The organism is Kitasatospora sp. NPDC001175 (assembly GCF_053598215.1).
In genome coordinates this window covers 12,617-37,934 of the sequence record NZ_JBSFJU010000014.1, presented here as the reverse complement: position 1 = coordinate 37,934, position 25,318 = coordinate 12,617, and the positions used below count along the sequence as shown (strand labels likewise).

The window sequence follows — 25,318 nt, the reverse complement described above, 5'->3', positions numbered from 1 at the left end:
GCGCGGGCATGCTCTCGGCCGGCGGTCGCTGCCACAGCTTCGACGCCGATGCCGACGGCTTCGTGCCGGGCGAGGGCGCGGGCGCGGTCGTCCTCAAGCGGCTCGCCGACGCCCGGCGCGACGGCGACCACATCTACGGCGTCGTCCGCGCTTCGGGCATCAACCAGGACGGCACCACCAACGGCATCACCGCCCCCAGCGCGGCCTCCCAGGAACAGCTCCTGCGCGACGTCCACGCCCGCGGCGGCATCGAGCCGGGCGGCATCCAGCTCGTCGAGGCACACGGCACCGGCACACAGCTGGGCGACCCGATCGAATTCCGCGCGCTCACCCGCGCGTTCGAGGGCGCTCCGACCGGGAGCGCGGTCCTCGGCTCCATCAAGACCAACCTGGGACACACACAGTTCGCCGCCGGAATCGCCGGTGTCATCAAGTCACTGCTGGCCCTCGAACACCGGCAGATCCCGCCGATACTGCACTTCCGCGCGGCCAACCGGGCCGTCGCCCTCGAAGGCAGCCCCTTCACCGTCACCACCGCGCCGCGCCCGTGGGCGACGCCCGCGCACGGGCCGCGCCGCGCAGCCGTCAGCTCCTTCGGAGCCTCCGGTACCAACGCGCACGTGGTGCTGGAGGAGTACCCGGCCCCCGCGGTCGGCGGACCGAGCGGGGAGCACGCGTTCCTGCTGTCCGCGCGCACACCGGCCGCACTGCACGCCGTCGTCGAGCGGCTGCTCGCCCACCTCGACCGCGAACCCGGACTGCCCGCCGCGGCGGTCGCCTACAGCCTCGCTGCCGGACGCGGTCACTTCGCCCACCGGCTCGCCGTCGTCGCCGCCGACCTGCCTGCCCTCGCGGCACACCTGCGCGCCTGGCAGTCCGGCACCGTCGGGGACGCGGTGGCGCAGGGCGAGACCGCCGCCGACCCCCGGCCCGTCGGGGGCGTACGCGAACTGACGCCGACCGCACTGGCCCGGGCCTATGTACGCGGTGAGGTCGACCGCTTCACCGAGAGCTTCCCGCCCGCCGCGCGCCGCCAAGTCCCGCTGCCGACCTACCCGTTCGAGCGGCAGCGCTACTGGATCGACACCCCGGCCCCGCAGGCTGCCCCGGACGGCCCCGCCTACCGCCTCCACCTCACCGGCCAGGAGTTCTTCCTGGCGGACCACCACGTGGGCGGCCGGGCGGTGCTGCCCGGCGTGCTGACGCTGGAGGCCGCGCGGCGTGCCGCGAGCGGGGACTCCTTCACGCCGGTGGGCCTGCGCGACGTCGTCTGGCCCGCTCCGTTCCCCGTCGAGGAGAACGGTGCCGAGCTGTGCGTCGACCTCGACGGCGACGCCTTCCGCGTGCTGCGCGACGGCTCGGCCGTGCACGCCCAGGGACGGGTCGCACGGCCCGGCACGCCCACGCCGGCACCGCTGGACGCGCTGCGTGCCCGCTGCGGCCCGCGCACGCTCTCCCGGCAGCAGTGCCACGACGCCCTCGAAGGCGTCGGCATCCGGCACGGCGACCGCCTGCGCGCCGTCGACACCCTCGCCGTCGGCGACGGCGAGGTCCTGGCCCGCCTCGTCCTGCCCGCCGGTGCCGACGGCGCCTTCGCACTGCACCCGGCGATGCTCGACAGCGCCATCCAGGCCGTCGTCGCGCTCCACGGTGACGCCACCGGCGCCCTCGCCGAACACCGCGGCGCGCCCGCGCTGCCGTTCGCACTGGACGCCGCCGACATCTTCGCCCCCACCACCGAGCGCATGTGGGCCCACCTGCGCCACACCGAGGGCTACGCGCCCTCGGCCGACCGGGACGTGACCAAAGTGGACATCGACCTCTACGACGACGAGGGACGGCTCGGCGTGAGCCTGCGCGGCTACGCCTCCCGCCGGATGACCCCGGTGACCGGCGAAGCCCCCCGCGCGGCACTGCTGGCACCGGTGTGGGACGCCCTGCCCGCGACCTCCTCCCCGCGGCTGCCCGCACCGGGGGCCCGCGTGGTCCTGCTGGGCGGTACCGCCGAGGAACAGGCCGAGCTGCGCCGCCACCACCCCGATGCCACCGTCCTGCACACCCACGACGACGAGCCCGCCGACCGGCTCGCCGCGCGGCTGCCCGCCGGCACCGAGCACGTCTTCTGGCTCGCCCCGGCCGGCACCCCCGGCGATCCGGCCGGCGCCCGGCCCGGCGGCGCGCTCGCTGTGTTCCGTCTGATCAAGGCACTTCTGGCAGACGGCGCGGACGCCCGTGACCTCGGCCTGACCGCGATCACCCGGCAGGCCCGCCTGCTCCCGGGCGACGACCACGTCGACCCGGCCCACGCCGGAGTGCACGGCCTCCTCGGCACCCTGGCCAAGGAGTACCCCCACTGGCGCGTCCGCGTCGCCGACATCGAGGCCGGTGCCCCGGTGCCCTGGACGGCACTGCTGGAACTGCCCGCCGACCCCCGCGGCGAGGCCCTGGCCCACCGGCACGGCGAGTGGTACCGCCAGCGCCTGCTGGAGGTGTCCGAGCCGGGTACGACGGACCTTCCGTGCGAGCCCGGTGGCGTGATCGTGGCCATCGGCGGCGCGGGCGGCATCGGTGTCGTGTGGACCGAGCACATGATGCGCCGCCACGGCGCCCGGGTGGTCTGGATCGGCCGCCGCCCGCTGGACGTCGCCATCGCGGCACGGCAGGACGCCCTGGCCGCGTACGGCCCGAAGCCCGACTACGTACAGGCCGACGCGACCGACCGCGACGCCCTGCGCCGCGCCTGTGACGAGATCGTGCGGCGGCACGGCCCCGTGCGCGGCGTCCTGCACACCGCCATCGTGCTCGGCGACCAGAGCCTGGCCCGGATGGACGAGGACCGGTTCCGCGCGACCTACGAGGCCAAGGCGGACGTGGCGGTGAACCTGGCCGACGCCTTCGCGGGCCAGCCGCTGGACTTCGTCGCGTTCTTCTCCTCGATGCAGGCGTTCTTCAAGGCACCCGGGCAGGCCAACTACGCGGCGGGCTGCACCTTCGCCGACGCCTTCGCCGAGCAGCTGTCCACCAGGCTCGACTGCCCGGTCAAGGTGATGAACTGGGGCTACTGGGCGGGCGTCGGCATCGTCACCGCCGACGGCTACCGCCGGCGCATGGCCCAACTGGGCCTGGGCTCCATCGAACCCGCCGAGGGCATGGCGGCCTTCGACGCGCTGCTCGCCTCCCCGCACCCGCAGCTCGCACTGCTCAAGGCCACGGACACCCGTAGCATCGACGGCATCCACGGCGACGACGCCCTCACCCACCTCGCCGCCGCGACGCCCTCGCTGATCACGGCCCTGCGCGAGGAGAGGTCCGACCGGCGCGCAGAGATCGAGCGGCTGCGCGAGAAGGCCGACGGCCACGCCGGAGCCATGCAGGACGCGCTCGTCAACATGACCTGGGCGCTGCTGCAGTCGCTCGGGATGTTCCGCGACGGCCGCGCGGCCACCGCCGACGAGTGGCGTGCCGTCGGCGGCGTCGGGGACCGCTACGCGCGGTGGATGTCCCACAGCCTCACCGTGCTGGCCGACGCCGGCCGCCTGCGCCGCGAAGGCGAGGAGCGCTACGCGGCCCTCGACCCCCGGACCGGATCCCTCGACGACGCCTGGGCGGACTGGGACCGTGAACACCGGCGCTGGCTGGCCGACGAGGCCAAGCGCCCGCAAGCGGTCCTGGTCGACACGACGCTGCGCTCGCTGACCGACATCCTCACCGGCCGCCGCCCGGCCACCGACGTGATGTTCCCCAACGCCTCGCTCGAACTGGTCGAGGGCGTCTACAAGAACAACCCCGTCGCCGACTACTTCAACGACGTGCTCGCCGACACCCTCGTCGCCTACCTCGAACGCCGGCTGGCGGACGACCCGTCCGCACGCCTGCGCATCCTGGAGATCGGCGCGGGCACCGGCGGCACCAGCGCCGCGGTGTTCCGCAGGCTGCGCCCGTGGGCCCGGCACATCGAGAAGTACAGCTACACCGACATCTCCAAGGCGTTCCTCCTGCACGCCCAGCGGGAGTACAGCGAGATCGCGCCCTACCTGGACCCGCAGCTCTTCAACGCCGAGAAGCCGCTCGCCGGCCAGCCGGTGGCCCCTGGCGAGTACGACGTGGTGATCGCCACCAACGTGCTGCACGCGACCCGCAACATCCGCAACACGCTGCGCAACGCCAAGGCCGCCGCCCGCACGAACGCCCTGCTGCTCCTCAACGAGCTGAGCGACAACATCCTCTTCAGCCACCTGACGTTCGGCCTGCTCGACGGCTGGTGGCTCTACGACGACCCGGCGCCGCGCATCGCGGGCTCGCCCGGCCTGGCGCCGGAGAGCTGGCGGCGGGTGCTCGGCGAGGTGGGCTTCCGCGCGGCGTTCGTCGCCGCCGAGGGTGCCGACGACCTCGGCCAGCAGGTCATCGTCGCCGAGAGCGACGGCGCGGTCCGCCAGCCGCGCCCGGAAGGCGCCTCCGCCTTCCGTGGCACCCTCCCGGAAGCCCTGCCCCGGACCGCTCCGCCGGAGCCGCTCGCCCCCTCGCAGCGGCCCGCCCCGGCCGCCACCGGCGGCGACCACGACGAGCGCCTGCTGGAGCCGGCCCGCGACTACTTCCGCCGCCTGGTCGCCGACACCCTGCGGCTGCCCCTCGCCGACATCCGGGCCGACGTGCCCTTCGAGCGCTACGGCATCGACTCGATCCTCGTCGTCCAACTGACCGACGCGGTCCGCAAAGTGCTCGACAACGTCGGCAGCACGCTGTTCTTCGAAGTGCGGACGGTCGACGGCCTGGTGCGGCACTTCCTGCGGACCCAGCCCGCCGCGCTCGCGGCACTGGTCGGCCCGGCCGACGAGCCCGTAGCCACGACCGACGCCCGGACACCCTCCGTCACCCCGGCGCCCGCGGTCACCGAACCCGTAGCCACCGCGCGGCCCGCGAACGCGGCCCACGCGGAGCGGGGGGACGGGATGGCCATCGCGATCGTCGGCATGGCGGGCCGCTACCCCGGCGCCGTTGACCTCGACGCGTTCTGGGAGAACCTGCTCGCCGGTCGGGACAGCATCACCGAGATCCCGGAAGGCCGCTGGGACCACAGCCGTTACTACGACCCGCGCCGTGGCGTCGAAGGCAAGACGTACAGCAAGTGGGGCGGATTCCTCGACGGGATCGACGAGTTCGACCCACTGTTCTTCGGCATCTCGCCGAAGGCGGCGTCCATGATGGACCCGCAGGAGCGGCTGTTCCTGCAGTGCGCCCACGCGACGCTCGAGGACGCCGGCTACACGCGGGACGCCCTTCGCGCCGCGGGCCGCGCCCGGGCGGCCGGGGATGCCGGTGACATCGGGGTGTTCGTCGGCGCGATGTACTCCGAGTACCAGCTCCACGGCGCCGAGTACAGCGTGCGCGGCGAGCCCGTCGTCGTGCCGGGCAGCCTGGCGTCCATCGCGAACCGCGTGTCGTACTACCTCGACGCCAGCGGCCCCAGCGTCACCGTCGACACCATGTGCGCCTCCGCGCTGTCCGCGATCCACCTCGCGTGCGCGGCGATCCGGAGCGGGGAGTGCGGCGTCGCCGTGGCCGGCGGGGTCAACCTGTCGGTGCACCCGAGCAAGTACCTGATGATCGGCCAGGGGCAGTTCGCCTCCAGCGACGGCCGCTGCCGCAGCTTCGGCGAGGGCGGCGACGGCTACGTACCCGGTGAGGGCGTCGGCGCGGTGCTGCTGCGCCCACTCGAGGACGCCGTCGCCGACGGCGACCGCGTCCTCGGGGTGATCCGCGGCAGCGCACTGAACCACGGCGGCCACACGCACGGATTCACCGTGCCGAACCCGCTCGCCCAGGCCGCCGTCATCCGCGGCGCCTGGCGCCGGTCCGGGGTGGACCCCCGGGACATCGGCTGCATCGAGGCGCACGGAACCGGCACCTCGTTGGGCGACCCGATCGAGATCGCCGGACTGAGCGCGGCCTTCGGCGAGTTCACCGACGCGCGGAACTTCTGCGCCATCGGCTCGGTGAAGTCGAACATCGGCCACCTGGAGTCGGCCGCCGGCGTCGCGGGCCTCGCCAAGCTGCTGCTGCAGATGCGGCACGGCACGCTGGTGCCGTCGCTGCACGCGGAACGCACCAACCCCGAGATCGACTTCACCGACAGCCCGTTCGTCCTCCAGCGCGAGGCCGCGCCCTGGCCGCGGCCCGGCGACCGCCCGCGCCTCGGCGGCGTCTCGTCGTTCGGCGCGGGAGGCTCCAACGCGCACCTGGTGGTCGAGGAATACGTCGAGGAGCACACCGTGCCCGAGCCGTCCCCGCAGGGCGGTGGCCCCGTCGTCGTGGTGCTGTCCGCGTTCGACGACGAGCGCCTGCGCGAATCCGCCGGGCGGCTGCGCGATGCGCTGCGCGCGGGGGACTGGACCGACGGCGACCTGGGCGACATCGCCTACACGCTCCAGGCCGGCCGTGAGGCGATGACCGCACGGTTCGCCGTGGTGGTGAGCACTCTTCCGGCCCTGGCCGACGCGCTCGACGCCTGCGCACGCGGCGACAGGCTCCCGGACGGCGCGTACGTCAGCTCCGGCGGCGACCGGGCGGGCGCCGTCCGGGGCTTCCTCACCGACGAGGACCTCCAGGAGACGGCCGTGCGCTGGGCGCGCCGCGGAAAGCTCGCGCCGCTGGCCGAGGCATGGACGAGCGGCCTCGCGGTGGACTGGGCGCTCCTGTACGCCGAAGGACCCAGGCCGCGCAAGGTCGGCCTGCCGAGCTACCCGTTCGCCCGGGAGCGGTACTGGTACACCGACGGGCTCCCCGAACTGCCGGCCGGGTCCGCGTCGCGGACCACACCGCCGCCTCCCACGCGGGAGATCCCTGCCGTGCTCACACCCACCGCCCCGGCAGCCCCTGCACAGCCGGTGAACTCCTACGAGCTTCCCGAGGGCGACCTCACGCTGCACCCCGTCTGGGAGCCGGCCCGGCTGCTGCGCGGCACGCCGTACCCCTCCAGGACCGCCCGCGTGGTGGCCGTCGGACTCGAACCGGAAGCCCTCGCGGCGCTGAGCGCCCGCTACCCGAACCTGGTGGCGCTGCACACCAGCGCGTCCTCCGCCGAGGAAGTGCGGGACGAACTGGCCGCGCTGGGCGCGTTCGACCACGTGATCATGCGGTTCCCGACCGCCCCCGCCCACACCGCCACGGCACGGATCGCCGCGCAACGCGGAGCGATCCGGCGCATGTTCCGCCTCCTCAAGGCACTGACGGCTCTCGGCCCGGAAGAGCGGAACCTGGGGCTCACCCTCCTCACGCACGGGGCGTTCGACCCGAGCGGCTCCGGAGCCGGCGACCCGGCACAGGCGAGCCTGCACGGCATGATCGGCGGCCTGGCCAAGGAACTGCCGCGATGGCGCATCCGCGCCGTCGACCTGGCCGACGGTGAGCCCTTCGTCGCGGAGGAGGTCTTCGCGCTGCCCGCCGACCACCGCGCGCACCCCCTCGCGCGCCGCGGCGGCCAGTGGCTGCGCAGGCAGCTCCTGCCTGTGGACGCGACCCCCGCACCGGCCGAGCCCGTGCTGCGCCGCGACGGCGTCTACGTGCTCATCGGCGGGGCGGGCGACCTCGGAGTGCTGCTCAGCGAGTACCTCGTCCGGCAGTACGACGCGCACGTCGTGTGGGTCGGCCGCCGCGCCGAGGACGACGGCATCCGGGCCAAGGCGGCCCAGGTGGCCCAGGTGGCCACGAGCGGGCGCGCACCGGTATACGTGTCCGCCGACGCCTCCGACCCCGAGGCGCTCGCCGGGATGCGGGACGAGGTGCTCCGCCGGTACGGCCACATCGACGGTGTCGTGCACCTGGCGATGGTCTTCAGCCACACGCCGCTGGCCGGGATGAGCGAGACCGAGTTGGAGGCCACCCTGTCGGCCAAGGTCGATCCGTGCGTGCACTTCGCCGACGCCTTCGCCGCCCAGGGCCTGGACTTCATCCTGCTGATCTCCTCGCTGGTCAGCTTCATCCGCAACTCCCACCAGGCGCACTACTCGGCGGCCTGCGCCTTCGAGGACGCCCGCGCCCCGGAGTTGCGCAAGGCACTGGACTGCCCGGTCAAGGTCGTCAACTGGGGCTACTGGGGCAACGTTCCCGAGGAGCTCATGCGTGACGTGACCGCGATGGGCCTGGCCCCGATCGACCCGGCCACGGCGATGGGCGCGCTGGAACGGCTCCTGGCGGGGCCGCTCGACCAGATCGGCTTCATGCGCCTCGGGCGCCCGCTGCCCATCGAGGGGGCCCTGACCACGGAGACGCTGACCGTGCACCCGTACGGTGCGGCGACGCGCGGCAGCGCCACGGACGTGCCCGTACCGGTCGCCCTGGCCGCCCACCACGCGGGCCCGGTGCCGGGCGAGATCGACGCCTGTCTGCACCGCTACCTCGTGGCGGAACTGCGCCGGACGGGCCTCGACAACCCGCGCGACGGCCTCACCGGCTGGAAGGAGCGCAACGGCGTCGACCCCCGCTTCGACGGCTGGCTCACGACCACCCTGCGCACCCTCACCGAACACGGCCTGATCGACGCGCGGGGCTGGAGCAGTCACGCCCCGGCCGCGCGGGACGCCGAAGCCTGCCGCGCCGACTGGGCCCACGGCCAGGCGCTGTGGGCCGAGGGCAACACCGATCTGCGCGCGCCCATGCGGCTGTTGGGTCAGACGCTGCCCGCCCTGACCGACATCCTGTGCGGCCGGGTGCCGGCCACCGACGTGCTGTTTCCCCAGGGTTCGTTCTCCCTGGTGGCAGGCGTCTACCGCGACAACCGCGTGGCCGGGTACTTCAACGCCGTGCTGGCAGAACACGTCGCGTCCTTCCTGCGGGCCCGCCAGGACGCCGACCCCAGCGCCCGCCTGCGCGTGCTGGAGATCGGCGCGGGTACCGGCGGCACCACAGGCCCGGTGCTCGACCGCCTGGCCCGTGCCGGGCTCGACCTGGCCGAGTACTGCTACACCGACCTGTCGCAGGCCTTCCTGCAACACGCCCAGGACACGTTCGGACCGCGGTTCGACCACCTGACGTACCGCGTCTTCGACGCGGCCAGGCCCCCGCACACCCAGGGGCTCGACACCGGAGCGTTCGACGTCGTGATCGCGGCCAACGTGCTGCACGCGACGGAGAACATCCGCCCGGCCCTGCGGCACGCCAAGGCACTCCTGCGCGGCAACGGCCTACTGGCATTGAACGAGATCAGCTGTTTCTACCTGATCAACCACCTCACCTTCGGCCTGCTCGACGGCTGGTGGCTCTACGACGACGCCGAACTGCGCGTGCCCGGCAGCCCCGCACTCTCCCCCGAGGGCTGGCGCCTGGTGCTGGAGCAGGAGGGCTTCAGGTGCGTCGGCCACCCGGCCGCGGACGCCCTGCCCCTGGGCCAGCAAGTCGTGGTGGCCCACAGCGACGGCCTCGCCCGCAGCCCCCGGGTGCGGGCGGGAGCGCCGGAGGCGAGCAGCCTCCCGGCCCGACCGTCGACCGGCGCCCCGGCTCCGGACGCGGCTGCGGCACCGGCTCAGGCTCCGGACGCGGTCCGGAGGGTGGCGGACCTGGTGCTGGCGGAGCTCGCGGCCGCACTGCGCCTGCCCACCGACCGGATCGACGCGGACCAGGCGTTCGCCGACTACGGCCTCGACTCCATCGTCGGCGTCAAGTTCGTCCAGCGCCTCAACGAAGAGCTGGGAACCGACCTGTTGACCACGGTCATCTTCGACTACCGCAGCGTGGGACAGCTCGCCGCGCACATCGCGGAGAGCCACCGGCCGAAGCTGCCCGCCCCGAAGACTCCGGCGGCCTCGTCGCCCGCCGCGACGGCTCCGGCACCGCACACCGTGAGCACGCCGCGCCTCTCCGAAGGGCGCGAGCTTGCGGGACGCGAGCCGATCGCCATCGTCGGGATCAGCGCACGGTTCGCCAAGTCGGACGACGCCGACGCGCTGTGGCAGCACCTCGCCGCCGGCGACGACCTCGTCGGCCCGGTCGAACGGTGGGACCTCTCCGGCTACAGCCGGCACGAACTCTCCTGCCGCTCGGGCAGCTTCCTCGACGGCATCGACCGGTTCGACGCGCGCTTCTTCAACCTGACCGGCCTCGAGGCGACCTACACCGACCCGCAGCAGCGCCTCTTCCTGGAGCAGGCGTGGACAGCGATGGAGGACGCCGGATACTCGGGCGCCTCGCTGAACGGCCGCAAGTGCGGCGTCTACGTCGGCTGCACCGGCGGCGACTACGCCCAGTGGTTCGAGGACGCGCCGCCCGCCCAGGCGGCGTGGGGCAACGCGCCGTCGGTCGTACCCGCCCGCATCGCCTACCACCTGAACCTCCAGGGGCCGGCCATCGCGGTCGACACGGCCTGCTCCAGTTCGCTGGTCGCCGTGCACCTCGCCTGCCAGAGCCTGTGGAGCGGCGAGACGGAGCTGGCCATCGCCGGAGGGGTCAGCGTCCAGACCACGCCGGAGACCTACCTGGCGGCGACCCGGGGCGGGATGCTGTCGCCGACCGGGCGCTGCCACACCTTCGACGCCGCGGCCGACGGGTTCGTGCCGGGCGAGGGCGTGGGCGTGGTGGTGCTCCGCCGCCTGTCCGACGCGCTGGCCGACGGCGATCACATCCACGCGGTGATCCGCGGCTCGGTCGTCAACCAGGACGGAGCCACCAACGGCATCACCGCCCCGAGCGCCCTGTCGCAGGAGCGCCTCATCCGCCAGGCGCACACCGACTTCGGCATCGACCCGGCCGGGATCGGCATGGTCGAGGCCCACGGCACCGGCACCCAGCTCGGCGACCCCATCGAGTGCCAGGCACTGACCAGCGCCTTCCCGGCGACCCTGCCCCCCGGCTCCTGCGCGCTCGGTTCGATCAAGACGAACCTCGGGCACACCACCTCCGCGGCGGGCGTCGCCGGCCTGCTGAAGATCGTGCTCGCCATGCGCCACGGGCAGATCCCGCCGTCGCTGCACTACTACGAGACCAACCCCGCGGTCCGGCTCGACGGCAGCCCGTTCTACGTGAACACGGAGCTGCGGCCGTGGCGGCCGAACCGCGAAGGCAAGCGCGTCGCGGCCCTGAGCGCGTTCGGCTTCAGCGGCACCAACGGACACGTGGTCGTGGAGGACGCCCCGGCCCGCCCCGGGCGTCGGCACCCGGACGGCGCGCACCTGTTCGTGCTCTCCGCCCCGCAGCCGGCAGCGTTGCGCGGCCGCGCCGAGGACCTGCTGGCGTACCTGAGCCGCACCCCCGACGCCGCGCTGGGCGACGTCAGCTACACGCTGGCCGTCGGCCGCGATCACTTCACCCACCGGGCCGCGTTCGTCGCCCGTGGCCGCGACGAGCTGGCACATCTGCTGGAGGCATGGCTGGACGGGCGGAGCGCGACCGGCGTGAGCGGTGGCTTTGCGCAGGAGCGCGCCAGGGACCGGTATCTCGACGGCGCCGCGGTGGACTTCGCGCCGCTGTTCTCCGGCCTCGACGTGCGCCGGACACCGCTGCCGACGTACCCCTTCCAGCGCAAGAGCTACTGGGTCGCGACAACCGCCCCGGCGCGGCGCGGACGTGGCACCGAGGCCCCGGCCGTCCTCACGGCCCCCTCGCCCGTCGCCCCGGCCCCCGAGCCGCGGCCCGCGGCCATGGACGCCTCGACGCTGCGCTTCCTGGTCGGTGACCGCCTCCTGACCGAGCTGTCCCGTGTGCTGATCATGGAGCCCGACGAGATCGACCCGCAGGCGTCGTTCTCCGACTTCGGCGTGGACTCGATCCTCAGCGTGAAGCTCGTCGGCGCGGTCAACACCACCCTCGGCGTCGACCTGTCGAGCACGGCCCTGTTCGAGCACAGCTCGCTCGACCGGCTGACGGACCATCTGGTCGAGGTGTACGGAGCCCGGTTGCGGGCCGGTAGCGCCCTCTGCGAGCCGTCCACCGAGGCCGACGACGCTCCTCCCGTGGCCCGTACACACGTGGAGGAGGCCCCCGCCGCACTCGTGGCCCCCGTGGCCGACGACGTGGCTCCCGCCGCACCCGCGAGCGGTCCCGCCGACGACGGCATCGCGGTGGTCGGCATCGCCGCCCGGTTCGCGCGGTCGCCCGACGCCGCGGCGCTCTGGGCGCACCTCGCGGCCGGTGACGACCTGGTCGGTGACGTCACCCGCTGGGACATGGAGAAGGAGCTGGGAGCCGGCGCCCCGCGCCAGCAGGGCAGCTTCGTGGACGACATCGAGCGCTTCGACGCCTGGTTCTTCCGGATGTCGGGCAAGGAGGCGACCTACACCGATCCACAGCAGCGGATCTTCCTGGAGGAGTGCTGGCACGCCCTGGAGGACGCGGGCTACGCCGGCGAGCGGCTCGACGGCCGCGGGTGCGGCGTCTACGTCGGCGGCTCGCCCAGCGACTACCAGCAGCTGATCGGCGACGACGCGCCGCCGCAGACGCTCTGGGGCAACATCTCCTCGGTCATCGCCTCGCGGATCTCCTACTTCCTCGACCTCCAGGGGCCCGCACTGTCGGTGGACACGGCCTGTTCCAGCTCCCTGGTGGCCATCCACCAGGCCTGCCAGGACCTCCGCCAGGGCAACACGTCGATGGCGCTGGCCGGTGGCGTGTTCATCCAGTCCACGCCGATCTTCTACAAGTCCGCCGTGCGTGCGAACATGCTCTCGCCGACCGGGCGTTGCCGCACCTTCGACGCGAGCGCCGACGGCTTCGTGCCGGGCGAGGGCGCCGGTGTGGTCGTGCTCAAGAGGCTGGCCGACGCCCTGCGTGACGGAGACCAGGTCTACGGAGTGATCCGCGGGTCGGGCATGAATCAGGACGGAACCACCAATGGACTCACCGCACCCAGCGCCGGTTCGCAGAAGCGCCTGCTGCGCGGAGTCCACGAGCGCGCCGGTGTCGATCCCGCCGGGATCCAGCTGATCGAGGCGCACGGCACCGGTACGCCGCTGGGCGATCCGATCGAATTCGAGGCACTGAGCGCGGCGTTCGGCGCCGCGCCCAAGGGCGGCTGCGCGCTCGGCTCGGTCAAGACCAACCTGGGGCACACCCAGTACGCCGCGGGCGTGGCCGGTGTCATCAAGGTGCTGCTGGCGCTCAAGCACGAGCAACTGCCGCCGTCGCTGCACTTCGAGCGGAGCAACCCGGCGATCACGCTGGAGAACAGCCCGTTCCACGTCAACACGGAGCTGCGCCCGTGGCCCGCGCCCGCGAACGGGCCGCGCCGGGCCGGAGTCAGCTCGTTCGGCGCCGCGGGAACCAACGCGCACGCGCTGATCGAAGAGGCTCCCGCACGGGACGGCGGCACACACGGCGCCCGCCCGCTCTGGCTGATCGTCCTGTCGGGACAGGACGACGCCACACGCCGCGCCCAGGTCGAGCGCCTGCTGGGCCACGCCGTCACGCACGAGGACCTGGACGTGGGCGACGTGGCCTACACCCTGGCCACCGGACGCCGTCACTGCACCCACCGGTGGGCGGGCGTGGTGTCGGACCGCGAGCAGCTCGTCGACGCCCTGCGGACATGGCTGCGCGACGGCCGAGCCCCGGGCGTGGTCACCGGTGAGGCGGCGGACGGGCACCGCCGCCAGGACCCCGCCGTGCGCACGCGCGTCGGCCACCTGATGGCCGAGTGCGACCGGCACGACTGCCTGACCGAGCTCGCGGGGTTCTTCGCGCAGGGGCTGGACCTGAGCTTCGCCCCGCTGTTCGGCGACGGGGGCTTCACCGTCGTCTCCCTCCCGCCGTACCCCTTCGCCGGTGAGCGCTACTGGGTCGGGACGCGCCCGTCCCCCCTTCCGGCGGCCCCCGCCGTGCCCACCTCGCCGCTGAAGGGCCGCGCGGTCCGCACGGAGTCCGGCGAGCCGCACTACGCCGTCGAGCTGACCGGAGAGGAGTTCTTCCTCGACGACCACCGCGTACGGAACGTGCCCGTCCTCCCCGGCGTGGCCTACCTGGAGCTGGCGTGCGCGGCGGCGCGGGCAGAAGGCATCGCGCCCACCGGCTTCCGCCTGCGCAACGTCGTCTGGTCCCGCCCCGCCCGCATCACCGGGCCCACCTCGGTCGGGATCGCCCTGCGGCCGCGCGAGGACGGCGACTTCACCTACGAGATCACCACGACGACCGGAGGCGACCTGCCCGTACCGCACGGACAGGGCCGCGTCGAACGGTGCGAGACGCCCGCGCCCGCACGCCTGGACATCGCCGAGCTGCGCGAGCGGTGCGATGCGCGCACCTTGGACCACGAGTCGTGCTACCGCCTCTTCGCGAGCATGGGCATCGGCTACGGGCCCGCGCTGCGGGGCATCCGCCGGCTCAGCGTCGGCACCGGGCTCGCCGTGGCGCGCCTGAGCCTGCCGCAGGCGGCGCGGGACGGCGCCGACTGGACCCTGCACCCGTCGATGCTCGACGCCGCCGTTCAGGCCACGCTGGGCCTGTCGCTGACCGAGGACACCGACACCGTGGCGGCCGCGCTCCCCTTCGTCCTGGAGGAGGCGCAGATCCTCGCACCGAGCCCGGTGAGCGGCTGGGCCGTGGTGCGGCCCGCGGCGGACGACCGCGGCGGTGCCGTACGGCGCATCGACATCGAACTGTGCGACGACGACGGCGTCGTGTGCGTGCGGCTGCTCGGGTTCAGCACCCGGGTGCTGCCCGCGGCCGACGCCCCGCGGGAGAGCGTCGCGGCCGACGGCGTGCCGGACGGCGCGTCGCTCACCCTCATGCGTGTCGGCACGCGCCCGGCCGAAGCCTCCGGGGCACCGCGTCCGCTGGCGCGGCACGAGGTCCTGCTCGGCGGGCTCGGCGCGATCGACCCCCGGGACGTCCAGGCCGAACTGGGTGTGCCGTGCGCCGCACTGCCCGACGAGAGCGACCTGGTCCTGCGCTACACCCGCCATGCCGAGACCGTGCTGGCACGGCTGAGGCAGGCCATCCCGGCGACCGGCGACGGCCAGGTGCTGATCCAGGTGGTCGTGCCCGCCGACGGCGAGGGCCGACTCCTCGCGGGGCTGGGCGGCCTGCTGCGCACGGCCCGCATGGAGCACCCCAAACTGCTCACCCAGCTCGTCGAGATGGAGACCCCGGTCGACACCGCGACGCTGTGCGAGCGCCTGCGCCGGGACGCGGCCGGTCCTGACGACGCGGTCGTGCGGTACGCCGACGGCAGGCGGCACGTTCCCCAGTGGACCGCCGTCGAGGACGCTCCGCAGGTCCGGCCGTGGAAGGCCGGTGGCGTCTACCTCGTCACCGGGGGAGCCGGGGCGCTCGGCGGGCTGTTCGCCCGGGAGATCGCGCGGCAGGCGCCCGGCGCCACCCTCGTGCTGTGCGGGCGTTCACCGGAGGGCCCGGCCCAGCGCGAACTGCTCCGCGAGCTGGACGACTTGGGGGCCCGCGCGGCCTACCGCGCGCTGGACGTGAGCTGCCGCGAGGCCGTGACCGACCGTGTGAACGCGATCGTCGCCGAACACGGACGCCTGGACGGCGTCGTCCACGTCGCCGGTGTGGTGCGCGACAGCTACCTGGGCCAGAAGAGCGCCGAGGAACTGCGGGAGGTGCTGGCCGCCAAGGTCGCCGGCTTCGTCCACCTCGACGAGGCCACCGCGGGACTCGACCTGGACTTCTTCATCGGCTTCTCCTCGCTGTCGGCCTTCGGCAACCAGGGCCAGGGCGACTACGCGGCGGCCAACGCCTTCATGGACGCCTACGCGCTCCGGCGCCACGAGCTGGTCGCCAGGGGCGAGCGCCGAGGCCGCACGCTGGTGGTCGGCTGGCCGCTCTGGGCCGGCGGAGGCATGGCCGTCGACGCCGCCACCGAACGCCGTCTGCGGGACAGCGTCGGCATGGTGCCGATGCGCGCCCGCCACGGCATCGAGGCGCTGGAGCGGGCCTACGGCAGCGGCGCGCCGCACGTGCTGGCGATCTACGGCGAACGCGCGCGGATCGACGCCACGTTGCTCGCTCCCGCCAAGGCCGCCCGTCCTGAGCCTTCGAGCGCACCCGACCGGACCACCGTGTACGCGACCGTTCTCCGCCGCCTGATCACCCACACCTCGGCCGTACTGGGCGTGCGCGCGGACGAGATCGACGGCGCGGTGGAGATGGGCGAGTACGGCTTCGACCCGGTCTCGCTCACCGAGTTCGCCGACAAGCTCAACGCGGAGTTCGGGCTCTCGCTGACTCCGAAGCTGTTCCCCGAACACCTGACCCTGGAAGAGGCTGTGAACCACCTCCTCGACAACCATCCCGATCGCTTCGGGACGGCCGCCCCGCTTCCCGCACCCGCGCGGGCGGACGGGCCCGCCGCACCGGCCGACCGGGACACGCGGCACAAGGCCCTGCTCAAGAAGCTGATCGCCCGCGCGTCGGTCCTGCTGGACGTGCCCGCCGAGCGGATCGGCGGCACCGCGGAGATGAGCAGGTACGGCTTCGACTCCCTCTCGTTCATCGGCTTCGCCAACGAGCTCAACGCGGAGTTCGGGCTCTCGCTCGCACCGACTCTGTTCTTCGAGAACCCCACCCTGGCCGGGGTCGCGGACCATCTCCTCGAGCACCACGCCGACCGCGTCACCGTAGCCCCCGAGGCGCGGGAGGAAACGCCCGCCGCGGCGACGGCCGACCAGCGGCCCGCAACGACCGTAGCGACCGCGCCCGACGACGAGCCCATCGCCGTGATCGGCGTCAGCGGCCGCTTCCCGATGGCGGACGACCTCGACGAGTTCTGGGAGAACCTGGCCGAAGGGCGCGACTGCACCCAGGAAGTACCCGCGGACCGTTGGGACTGGCGCGCCCACTACGGGGACCCGGTCAAGGACCCCAACACGTCCAACGTGACATCGGGCGGCTTCATGAACGGCGTCGGCGACTTCGACCCGCTGTTCTTCGACATCTCCCCGAAGGAAGCCGAGCTGATGGACCCGCAGCAGCGGCTCCTGATGCTGTACGTGTGGAAGGCGCTGGAGGACGCGGGCTACTCGGCGAGCGCGGTCGCGGGCACCAACACCGCTCTCATCGCGGGCACCACCAGCACCGGCTACAGCACGCTGGTCACGCGGTACTCCCCGGTGATCGAGGGCTACGACATCACCGGCGCGGCACCCTCGATGGGCCCGAACCGGATGAGCTACTTCCTCGACCTGCACGGTCCCAGCGAGCCGGTGGACACGGCCTGTTCGAGCGCACTGGTCGCCATTCACCGGGCCATCCAGGTCCTCCGCGAGGGCCAGTCCGACATGGCGATCGCCGGCGGGGTCAACACCATGGTCAGCGTCGACGGGCACATCAGCATCTCCAAGGCGGGGATGCTCAGCCCGGAGGGCCGGTGCAAGTCCTTCTCCGACCGGGCCGACGGCTACGCGCGCGGCGAGGGGGTCGGCATGCTCGTGCTCAAGAAGCTCTCGGCGGCCGAGCGCGACGGCGACCACATCCACGGCCTCATCCGCTCCTCGGCGGAGAACCACGGCGGCCGGGGCAACTCCCTGACCGCGCCCAACCCCAAGGCGCAGGCCGCGCTCCTGCGGGAGGCGTACGAGAAGGCGGGGATCGACCCGCGGACGGTGGGCTACATCGAGGCCCACGGCACCGGGACCAGGCTGGGCGACCCCGTCGAGATCAACGGGCTGAAGGCGGCGTTCCGCGAGCTGTACGAGATGCACGGCGCGACGGTGGAGGAAGCCCACTGCGGCGTGGGGTCGGTGAAGACCAACATCGGCCACCTGGAGCTCGCCGCCGGTGCGGCAGGTGTGATCAAGGTGCTGCTCCAGATGCGGCACCGCACGCTGGTCAAGAGCCTGCACTGCGAGAGGGTCAACCCCTACATCGACCTGGAGGGCAGCCCCTTCCACCTCGTCCGCGAGCGGCAGCCGTGGGTGGCGCCCCGTGACGCTCAGGGCCGTGAGCTGCCGCGCCGGGCCGGAGTCAGCTCGTTCGGCTTCGGCGGCGTCAACGCCCATGTCGTGCTCGAGGAATACGTGCCCCGGACCGCCTCCGAGCCGGACCAGGCGCCCACCGAACGCCTCCCGTTCCTGCTGTCGGCGGCCCGCCCCGAAGTACTGCGCGAGATCGCCACGCGCTGGGTGGACGCGCTGCGCCGCGGCACGTACGACGACACCGACCTCGCGTCGATCGCGTACACCTCCCAGACGGGACGCACGCAGATGTCCGAGCGCCTCGCCTGCCTGGCCCGGACCGTCGACGAGCTCAGCGAGGCACTGGAAGCCTGGCTGCGCGGTGAGATCGCCGGCAACGTCTTCAGCGGCCGCGTCCCGCGCGGCGTCGACCTCCCGGACGTACCGGCCGCGTTCGGCGCCGGGGAGGACCTCACCGCCTTGAGCCGGCAGGACTGGGCGAGCCTGCTGGAGACCTGGGTGCGCGGTGCCGCCTTCGAGTGGGACCGGCTCCACACCGGGCGCCGGCCGCGCCGGATCCCGCTGCCGACCTACCCGTTCCGCCTCCAGCGCTACTGGGTCGACACCACGCGCCCCGCGAACGGCGCCCGGCCGACGGTGCTTCACCCGCTGGTGCACGTGAACACCTCGGACCTGGACGAGCACCGGTACACCTCGCGCTTCACCGGCCGCGAGTTCTTCCTCACCGACCACCGGGTGCAGGACCGGGTGATGGAGGTGGTGTCCGGATGGCGGCCGGGCCGCGCGTTCGTCGCCTCCGACGACCGCCCGCACGCCGTACCCGTCCTGCCCGCCGTCGCCTACCTGGAGATGGCGCGTGCCGCGGCGGTCCAGGCCGCCGGGGGCGACGAGGGGACATGGTCGCTGAAGCTGGCGTCGTGGCTGCGCCCGCTCACGGTCGAGCAGGAGACCGACGTGCACGTCGCGCTGTCCACCCGGGCCGGTGACGGACTGGGCTACGAGGTGTACTCGGTGGACGAGCACGGCGAACGCGTCGTGTTCGGCCGGGGCCAGCTGCGGCGCCGGAGCGGGACGCCGGGCGAGCGACTCGACCTCGCGGCGCTGCGCGCGCGGTGCGACGGCCCCGTGCTCGACGCCGAGGCCTGCTACGAGCGGTTCTCCGGCATCGGCATGACCTACGGCCCGACGCTGCGGGCGATCGAGGAACTGCACACGGGCACGCGGCAGGCGATGGCGCGCCTGAACCTGCCCGCCGGCGCGGCCCGCGAGAGCGGCTTCGTGCTGAACCCGAGCATGCTCGACGCCGCGCTGCAGGCCACGGTCGGACTCTTCGTCGGCGAACCCGGCACCGCCCGCACGGCACTGCCCTTCGCCCTGCGCGAACTGGAGGTGCTCCGCGCCGCCCCGGCCACGGGCTGGGTGATCATCCGCTTCGCCGAGGACGACCACCCGGGCGCCGTCCGTCGCCTCGACCTCGACCTCTGCGACGACAACGGCGACGTCTGCGTACGCCTCCGCGGCTTCAGCGCCCGCACCCTCGGCAACGACGCGCCCACCGAGCCGGCCCCGGCGGCAGAGCCGCCGGCCGAGCCTGACGACGCGTACCTGCTGCACCTGATCGAAGCCATCAGCCAGCGCGAACTGAGCGCGGACGAGTTCAAGAGGAGCCTGATATGAGCACCCGAGTCGATTCCCTGGACGAGCTGCACCGGCTCATTCGCGAGGGACGGGTGGGACAGGACGAAGCGCTCCGCCTGATCCGCGACTGGAAACTGGCGCGGACCGAGCAGCAGCCGCCTGCCGCCGACACCGAGGATCTGGTGGAACGGATCTGCGACGTCGTGATCGAGAAGGTCTGCGAGCTGCTGAAGGTGAGCGCGGCGGACCTGGACGTGGACGTCGACCTCAGCGAGTACGGCCTGGACTCCATCGTCATCAGCCAGCTGGTGATCATGGTGAACGAGTCTCTGGGACTGGAGCTCGTGCCCACGGTCCTCTTCGAGCACCCGACCCTCCGGGCCTTCAGCGCGCATCTCGCCGACGAGTACGGCTCCTCGCTGACCACCCGTCTCGGCCTGCGGCCGCCCGCCCCCGTGGTGGCCCGGCCCCCCGTCCCGGAGCCCGCCGCAGTCCCCACGCCCACACCGGCCGCGCCCGTTCCCCCACGGGCGTACCGGCAGGACGCCGAACCCATCGCGGTGGTCGGCGTCAGCGGCCGCTTCCCACAGGCCGAGGACATCGACGCCTTCTGGCGGAACCTGCGTGACGGACGCGACTGCGTGAGCGAGGTCCCCGCCGACCGGTGGGACTGGCGCGCCTACTTCGGCGACCCCCTCCGGGAGGCGGGGCGCACCAACGTCAAGTGGGGCGGCTTCATGGACGGCGTCGCCGACTTCGACCCGTTGTTCTTCGGCATCGCACCGAAGGACGCCGTGCACATGGACCCCCAACAGCGCCTGCTGATGCTCTACGTCTGGAAGGCGCTGGAGGACGCCGGATACGCCGCCGACCGGCTCGCGGGGGAGAACCTCGGACTGTTCGTCGGCACCAACGACACCGGCTACAGCCTGCTGGCCGACCGCAGCGGCGGCAGGGGCGAGAGCGTCACGCCCACTGGCAGCGTCCCCTCGATCGGCCCGAACCGGATGAGCTACTTCCTCGACGTGCACGGCCCCAGCGAGCCCATCGAGACCGCCTGTTCGAGCTCCCTGGTCGCCATCCACCGCGGCGTCGCCGCGCTCGAACGCGACGAGTGCGACATGGTTGTCGTCGGCGGCGTCAACACCATGGTGATTCCGGACGGCCACATCAGCTTCAGCAAGTCCGGGATGCTCAGCGTCGAAGGACGGTGCAGCACCTTCTCCGACCGCGCCGACGGCTACGTCCGTGGCGAGGGCGTGGGCATGCTGGTGCTCAAGAAGCTCTCCGCGGCCGAGCGCGACGGCGACCACATCCACGGCCTCATCCGCTCGACCGCCGAGAACCACGGCGGCCGCTCCAACTCCCTGACCTCCCCCAACCCCAAGGCACAGGCCGCGCTGATCCGGCGAGCCTACGGCAAGGCGGGCATCGACCCCCGGACGGTCGGCTACATCGAGGCCCACGGCACCGGCACCAAGCTGGGCGACCCCATCGAGATCAACGGACTCAAGGCGGCGTTCCGCGAGCTGTACGAGGCCCACGGCGCGACGGTGGAGGAAGCGCACTGCGGCGTGGGCTCGGTGAAGACCAACATCGGCCACCTCGAACTCGCGGCGGGCGTCGCCGGCGTGATCAAGGTGCTGCTCCAGATGCGGCACCGCACGCTGGTCAAGAGCCTGCACTGCGAGAGGGTCAACCCCTACATCGACCTGGAGGACAGCCCCTTCCACCTGGTGCGCGAACAGCGGCCCTGGCCCGCCCCGCGCGACGCGGAAGGCCGTGAGCTGCCGCGCCGGGCCGGAGTCAGCTCGTTCGGCTTCGGCGGTGTCAACGCCCACGTCGTCCTCGAGGAGTACGTCCCCCACCCCGCACCAGCGACGAACACCGCGGACCCCGTGGCCATCGTGATATCGGCGTCGGAACCCGAGACCCTGCGCGCACGGGTCCAGCAGCTCGCCGACTGGATCGACGCGGGCCGGCTCGGCGAAGCCGACCTGCCGGGCCTCGCCTACACCCTCCAGGTCGGCCGCGTCGCGATGGAGGAGCGCCTGGCCTTCCTGACCCACTCGCCCGCCGATCTGCGCGAGCGGCTGCGCGCCTATCTCGACGGCGGCAAGGCCCAGGGACTGCACACCGGACGGGCACAGCGCCAGGGGCCGTGGAGCGAACTCGTCGGGGATGACGACATCGCCGTCGCCATCGACAGCTGGATAGCCAAGGGCAAGATCGGGCGCCTGCTCAAGCTCTGGGTCACCGGCTTCAACTTCGACTGGCAGCGGCTGTACGCGGACCGGTCGATGCGACGCATGCCGCTGCCGACCTACCCGTTCCACCTGCAGCGCTTCTGGATCGCCGACGCCAAGGGCGAAGCACAGATCCTGCCGAGCGCGCCTCCCGCGCCCCACCGCCGCGAACTGGACGGGCACGAGTTCTACCTGCGCGACCACCGCGTCCGCGAGACACCGGTACTGCCCGGCGCCGCATACCTCGAATTCGTGCGCGAAGCGGCCGTCAAGGCCGCCCCAGGAGCCGCCCCCACCGGTGTGCGCCTGCGGGACGTCGCCTGGCTGCGCCCCCTGGAGGTGACAGCACCGCGCTCCCTCGGCGTCGAACTGGACCCGGTGGACGGGGCGTTCGAGGTGCACGCCCACCACGCTGGTGAGCGCGTCCTGCACGCGCAGGGGACCGTGCGCCTCGACCCCGCCCTGCTCGCGTCGGACATCATCCACGACATCGACGCGCTGCGCGCGAACTGCCCGTCCCGGTGCGACGGCACCGAGTTCTACACGCTGTTCGCCCGCATGGGCATGCACTACGGCCCCGCGTTCCAGACCGTCGAATCGGTGCACTACGGCGAGGACATGGCGGTGGCACGCCTGCGCCTGCCCGCGGCGGCGGCAACCTCGTTCACGCTCAACCCCGGCATGCTCGACGCCGCCCTCCAGGCGACCCTGGGCCTGGTCCTCGGCGAGCGGGACGACGCTCCCACCGAGAACTCCCTGCCCTTCAGCGTGCGCGAGGTGCAGGTGCTCGCCGCCACCCCGGCCGAGGGCTGGGCGCTCGTACGCCGCGCCGAGGACGACCGCCGCGACTCCGGTGTGCGCCGCCTCGACATCGATCTGTGCGACACACGGGGCAACGTCTGCGTGCGCCTGCTGGGCTTCAGCACCCGCGTGCAGCGGGAGCGCCCGTCCGCCGCCGTCGAGGTCCCGGACACGCCCGCGCTGATGGTCCACGCGGACTGGCGAGACAACGTGGCACCCCAGGACCGCGGCGGCGACCTGATCCGGCACGTCGTCCTGTGCGAGCTGCCCGAGGTGGACGCGACCGCGCTGGGCGAAGCGGTGGGCGGCACCTGCGAGAGCTGGCAGGCCGACGGCGCGATCGAGACGCGCTACACCACGTACGCCGAGCGCCTGCTGGAACTGCTGCGCGGCAAGGCCCAGGAGGCGGCGCGGCCGCAGCGCGTGGTCCAGGTCGTCACCCCCGCGAGCGCACCCTGGCTGGGCGGCCTGAGCGGCATGCTGCGCGCGGCGCGCATGGAACACCCCAAGCTGCTGACGCAGTGGATCGAACTCGACGACGCACCGCGGCCGGCTGAACTGGCCGAACGGCTGCGGTGCGACGGTGCCGACGTCGACGAGGAAGCCGTGCGTTACCGCGGAGGACGCCGGCAGGTGTCCCACTGGCGCGAGATTCCCACGCCCGCCCCGGAAACTCCCTGGCGCGACGGCGGGGTCTACCTGCTGACCGGCGGCGCCGGCGGGCTCGGCGCCCTGTTCGCCCAGGACATCGCCCACCGGGTCCAGTCGCCCACACTGGTCCTCTGCGGCCGGAGCCCGGCCGGACCCGCGCAGGAGGAACTGCTCACCGCCCTGCGCGCGTCGGGGGCCAAGGCCGACTACCGCGTGCTGGACGTCGCCGACCGCACCGAGGTGCTCCAGGCCGTACGCGACATCGAGGCCGAGCACGGCACACTGCACGGCATCGTCCACGCGGCGGGAGTGCTGCGCGACGGCTTCGTCGCCAGGAAGAGCGCGGCCGATCTGCGGGAGGTGTTCGCCGCCAAGGTCAGCGGGCTCCGCAACCTCGACGAGGCCACCGCCGGGACGTCGCTCGACTGCTTCGTCGGCTTCTCCTCGATGGCGGCCTTCGGCAACGTGGGTCAAGCCGACTACGCCGCGGCCAACGGCTTCATGGACGGCTTCGCCGCCCACCGGGAGTCCCTGGTCGCCCAGGGCAGCCGTGCGGGGCGCACCCTGATGGTGAACTGGCCGCTGTGGGAGGAGGGCGGCATGGGCGCCGACACCTCGACCCTGGGCCTCCTGGAATCCGTGGGCATGCGGCCCATGCGCGCGTCGGTGGGCATCGACGCCCTGAACCGCGCCTGGGCCGTCCGGAAGCCGAGCGTCATCGCGCTGGACGGTGACCACGCGCGGATGCGGGAGCGGTTCCTGCCCGCACACGAGCCGGTATCGGCCACCGAGCCCGCGACGGCCGTGGAAGCGGCGCCGGCCGCCGACCCGGAGCCGGCTGCGCGGTCGACGATGGGCGACGTGGTCGCGGACCTCATGGCGACCCTGCTCGAAGTCGACGCCGCGACCCTGCGGTGGGACGAGCCGCTGAGCAACTACGGCTTCGACTCGATCTTCATGGTGCAGTTCCTCACGAAGGCACAGACGCACATCGACGCCTCCCTCACCCTCGACGTCATCGGCGACTGCCGGACGCTCCAGGAAATCGTCGACGAGATCGCCGCCGCGACCTCCCCCGTGCCCGCCCCGGCGGAAGAGGCCCGGCCGGCGGCCGAGGCGGCTCCCGCGGTGGAGCCCCCGGCGCGGCCGGCCGAGCCGGTGTCGCCGAACAGCTTCCCCGAACTGGTCCGCATGAACGGTGTCACCGAGGGCAGGCCCGTGTTCTGGGTCCACCACGGCAACGGCGGAGTCGAGTCCTACGCCCCGCTGGCCGCACGCTGCCGGCGCCCCTTCTACGGCATCCAGCCGAAGGGCTGGATCGACTCCACCGACATCCTCACCGGCCAGGTCGCGATGGCCGAGTACTACGCCACCGTCATCCTCGCCGTACAGCCGGAAGGCCCGTACGACATCGGTGGCTTCTCCCTCGGCGGCCTCTTCGCCTACGAGGTCGTGCGGCAGCTCCAGTCGCGCGGGGCGGAGGTCAGCTCGCTGGTCATGCTGGACACGCTGGACGCCGAGGCGACCAACAAGGCCAACGCCCTGATCGTCGGGGGCGACTTCAGCTCCGACGCGGTGAGCAAGGTCAGCAACTTCCGCGCGGTCAACCTGATCCTCGGGAACAACCGCTTCGACTCGCACGGCGGCGCCACCCCGATCCTGCACCGCGACGAGGTCGACACCACGCTGGACGGCCCGGAGTTCCTCGACTCCTTGATCGACGCCGCCCTCGCGCGCGGGGTCAACAAGACCGAGACGCAACTGCGGGCACGCGTCCTGCAGTTGGCGCGTTACTTCCAGGCCACTCAGGGCGAGACGTACACGGTGGACCCGCTGCCCCGGCGGGACGGGCTGCGCTGCTACTACCTGCGCAACCGCGGCGGCAAGTTCTTCGGCGCGTTCGAGGACCACATGGTGCTCTTCCCCAACCCGGACCTGCCCACGGTGGACGGCATCACCTACTGGCAGCAGTGGGCGGAGCAGATCGACGACTTCTTCACCATCGACGTGGACACCTCGATGCACGCCGAGGTGATGACGGCCCCGCAGTCGCTCGACAAGCTGATGCGGCTGTGCGACAGGCTGTACGCCGCCGAGGTCCCGGCCGAACTCTCCGCGCAGGGAGGCCGCTGA

General features: G+C 73.0%; 2 protein-coding genes (1 of these 2 only partly in view). Both read left to right on the top strand.

Features of this window, described 5'->3' with window-relative positions:
• Positions 1-19,526: the 3' portion of an SDR family NAD(P)-dependent oxidoreductase gene (locus ACWDAK_RS13150; RefSeq protein WP_427393355.1), read on the top strand. 4,279 nt of this gene lie to the left of the window's left edge; only the last 19,526 of its 23,805 coding nucleotides appear in the window; its start codon lies beyond the left edge, outside the window; the stop codon is at positions 19,524-19,526.
• Positions 19,523-25,318: an SDR family NAD(P)-dependent oxidoreductase gene (locus ACWDAK_RS13145; protein ID WP_427393356.1), complete on the top strand. Its 5,796-nt coding sequence runs from the start codon at positions 19,523-19,525 to the stop codon at positions 25,316-25,318. The genes ACWDAK_RS13150 and ACWDAK_RS13145 overlap by 4 nt, the downstream gene beginning before the upstream one ends.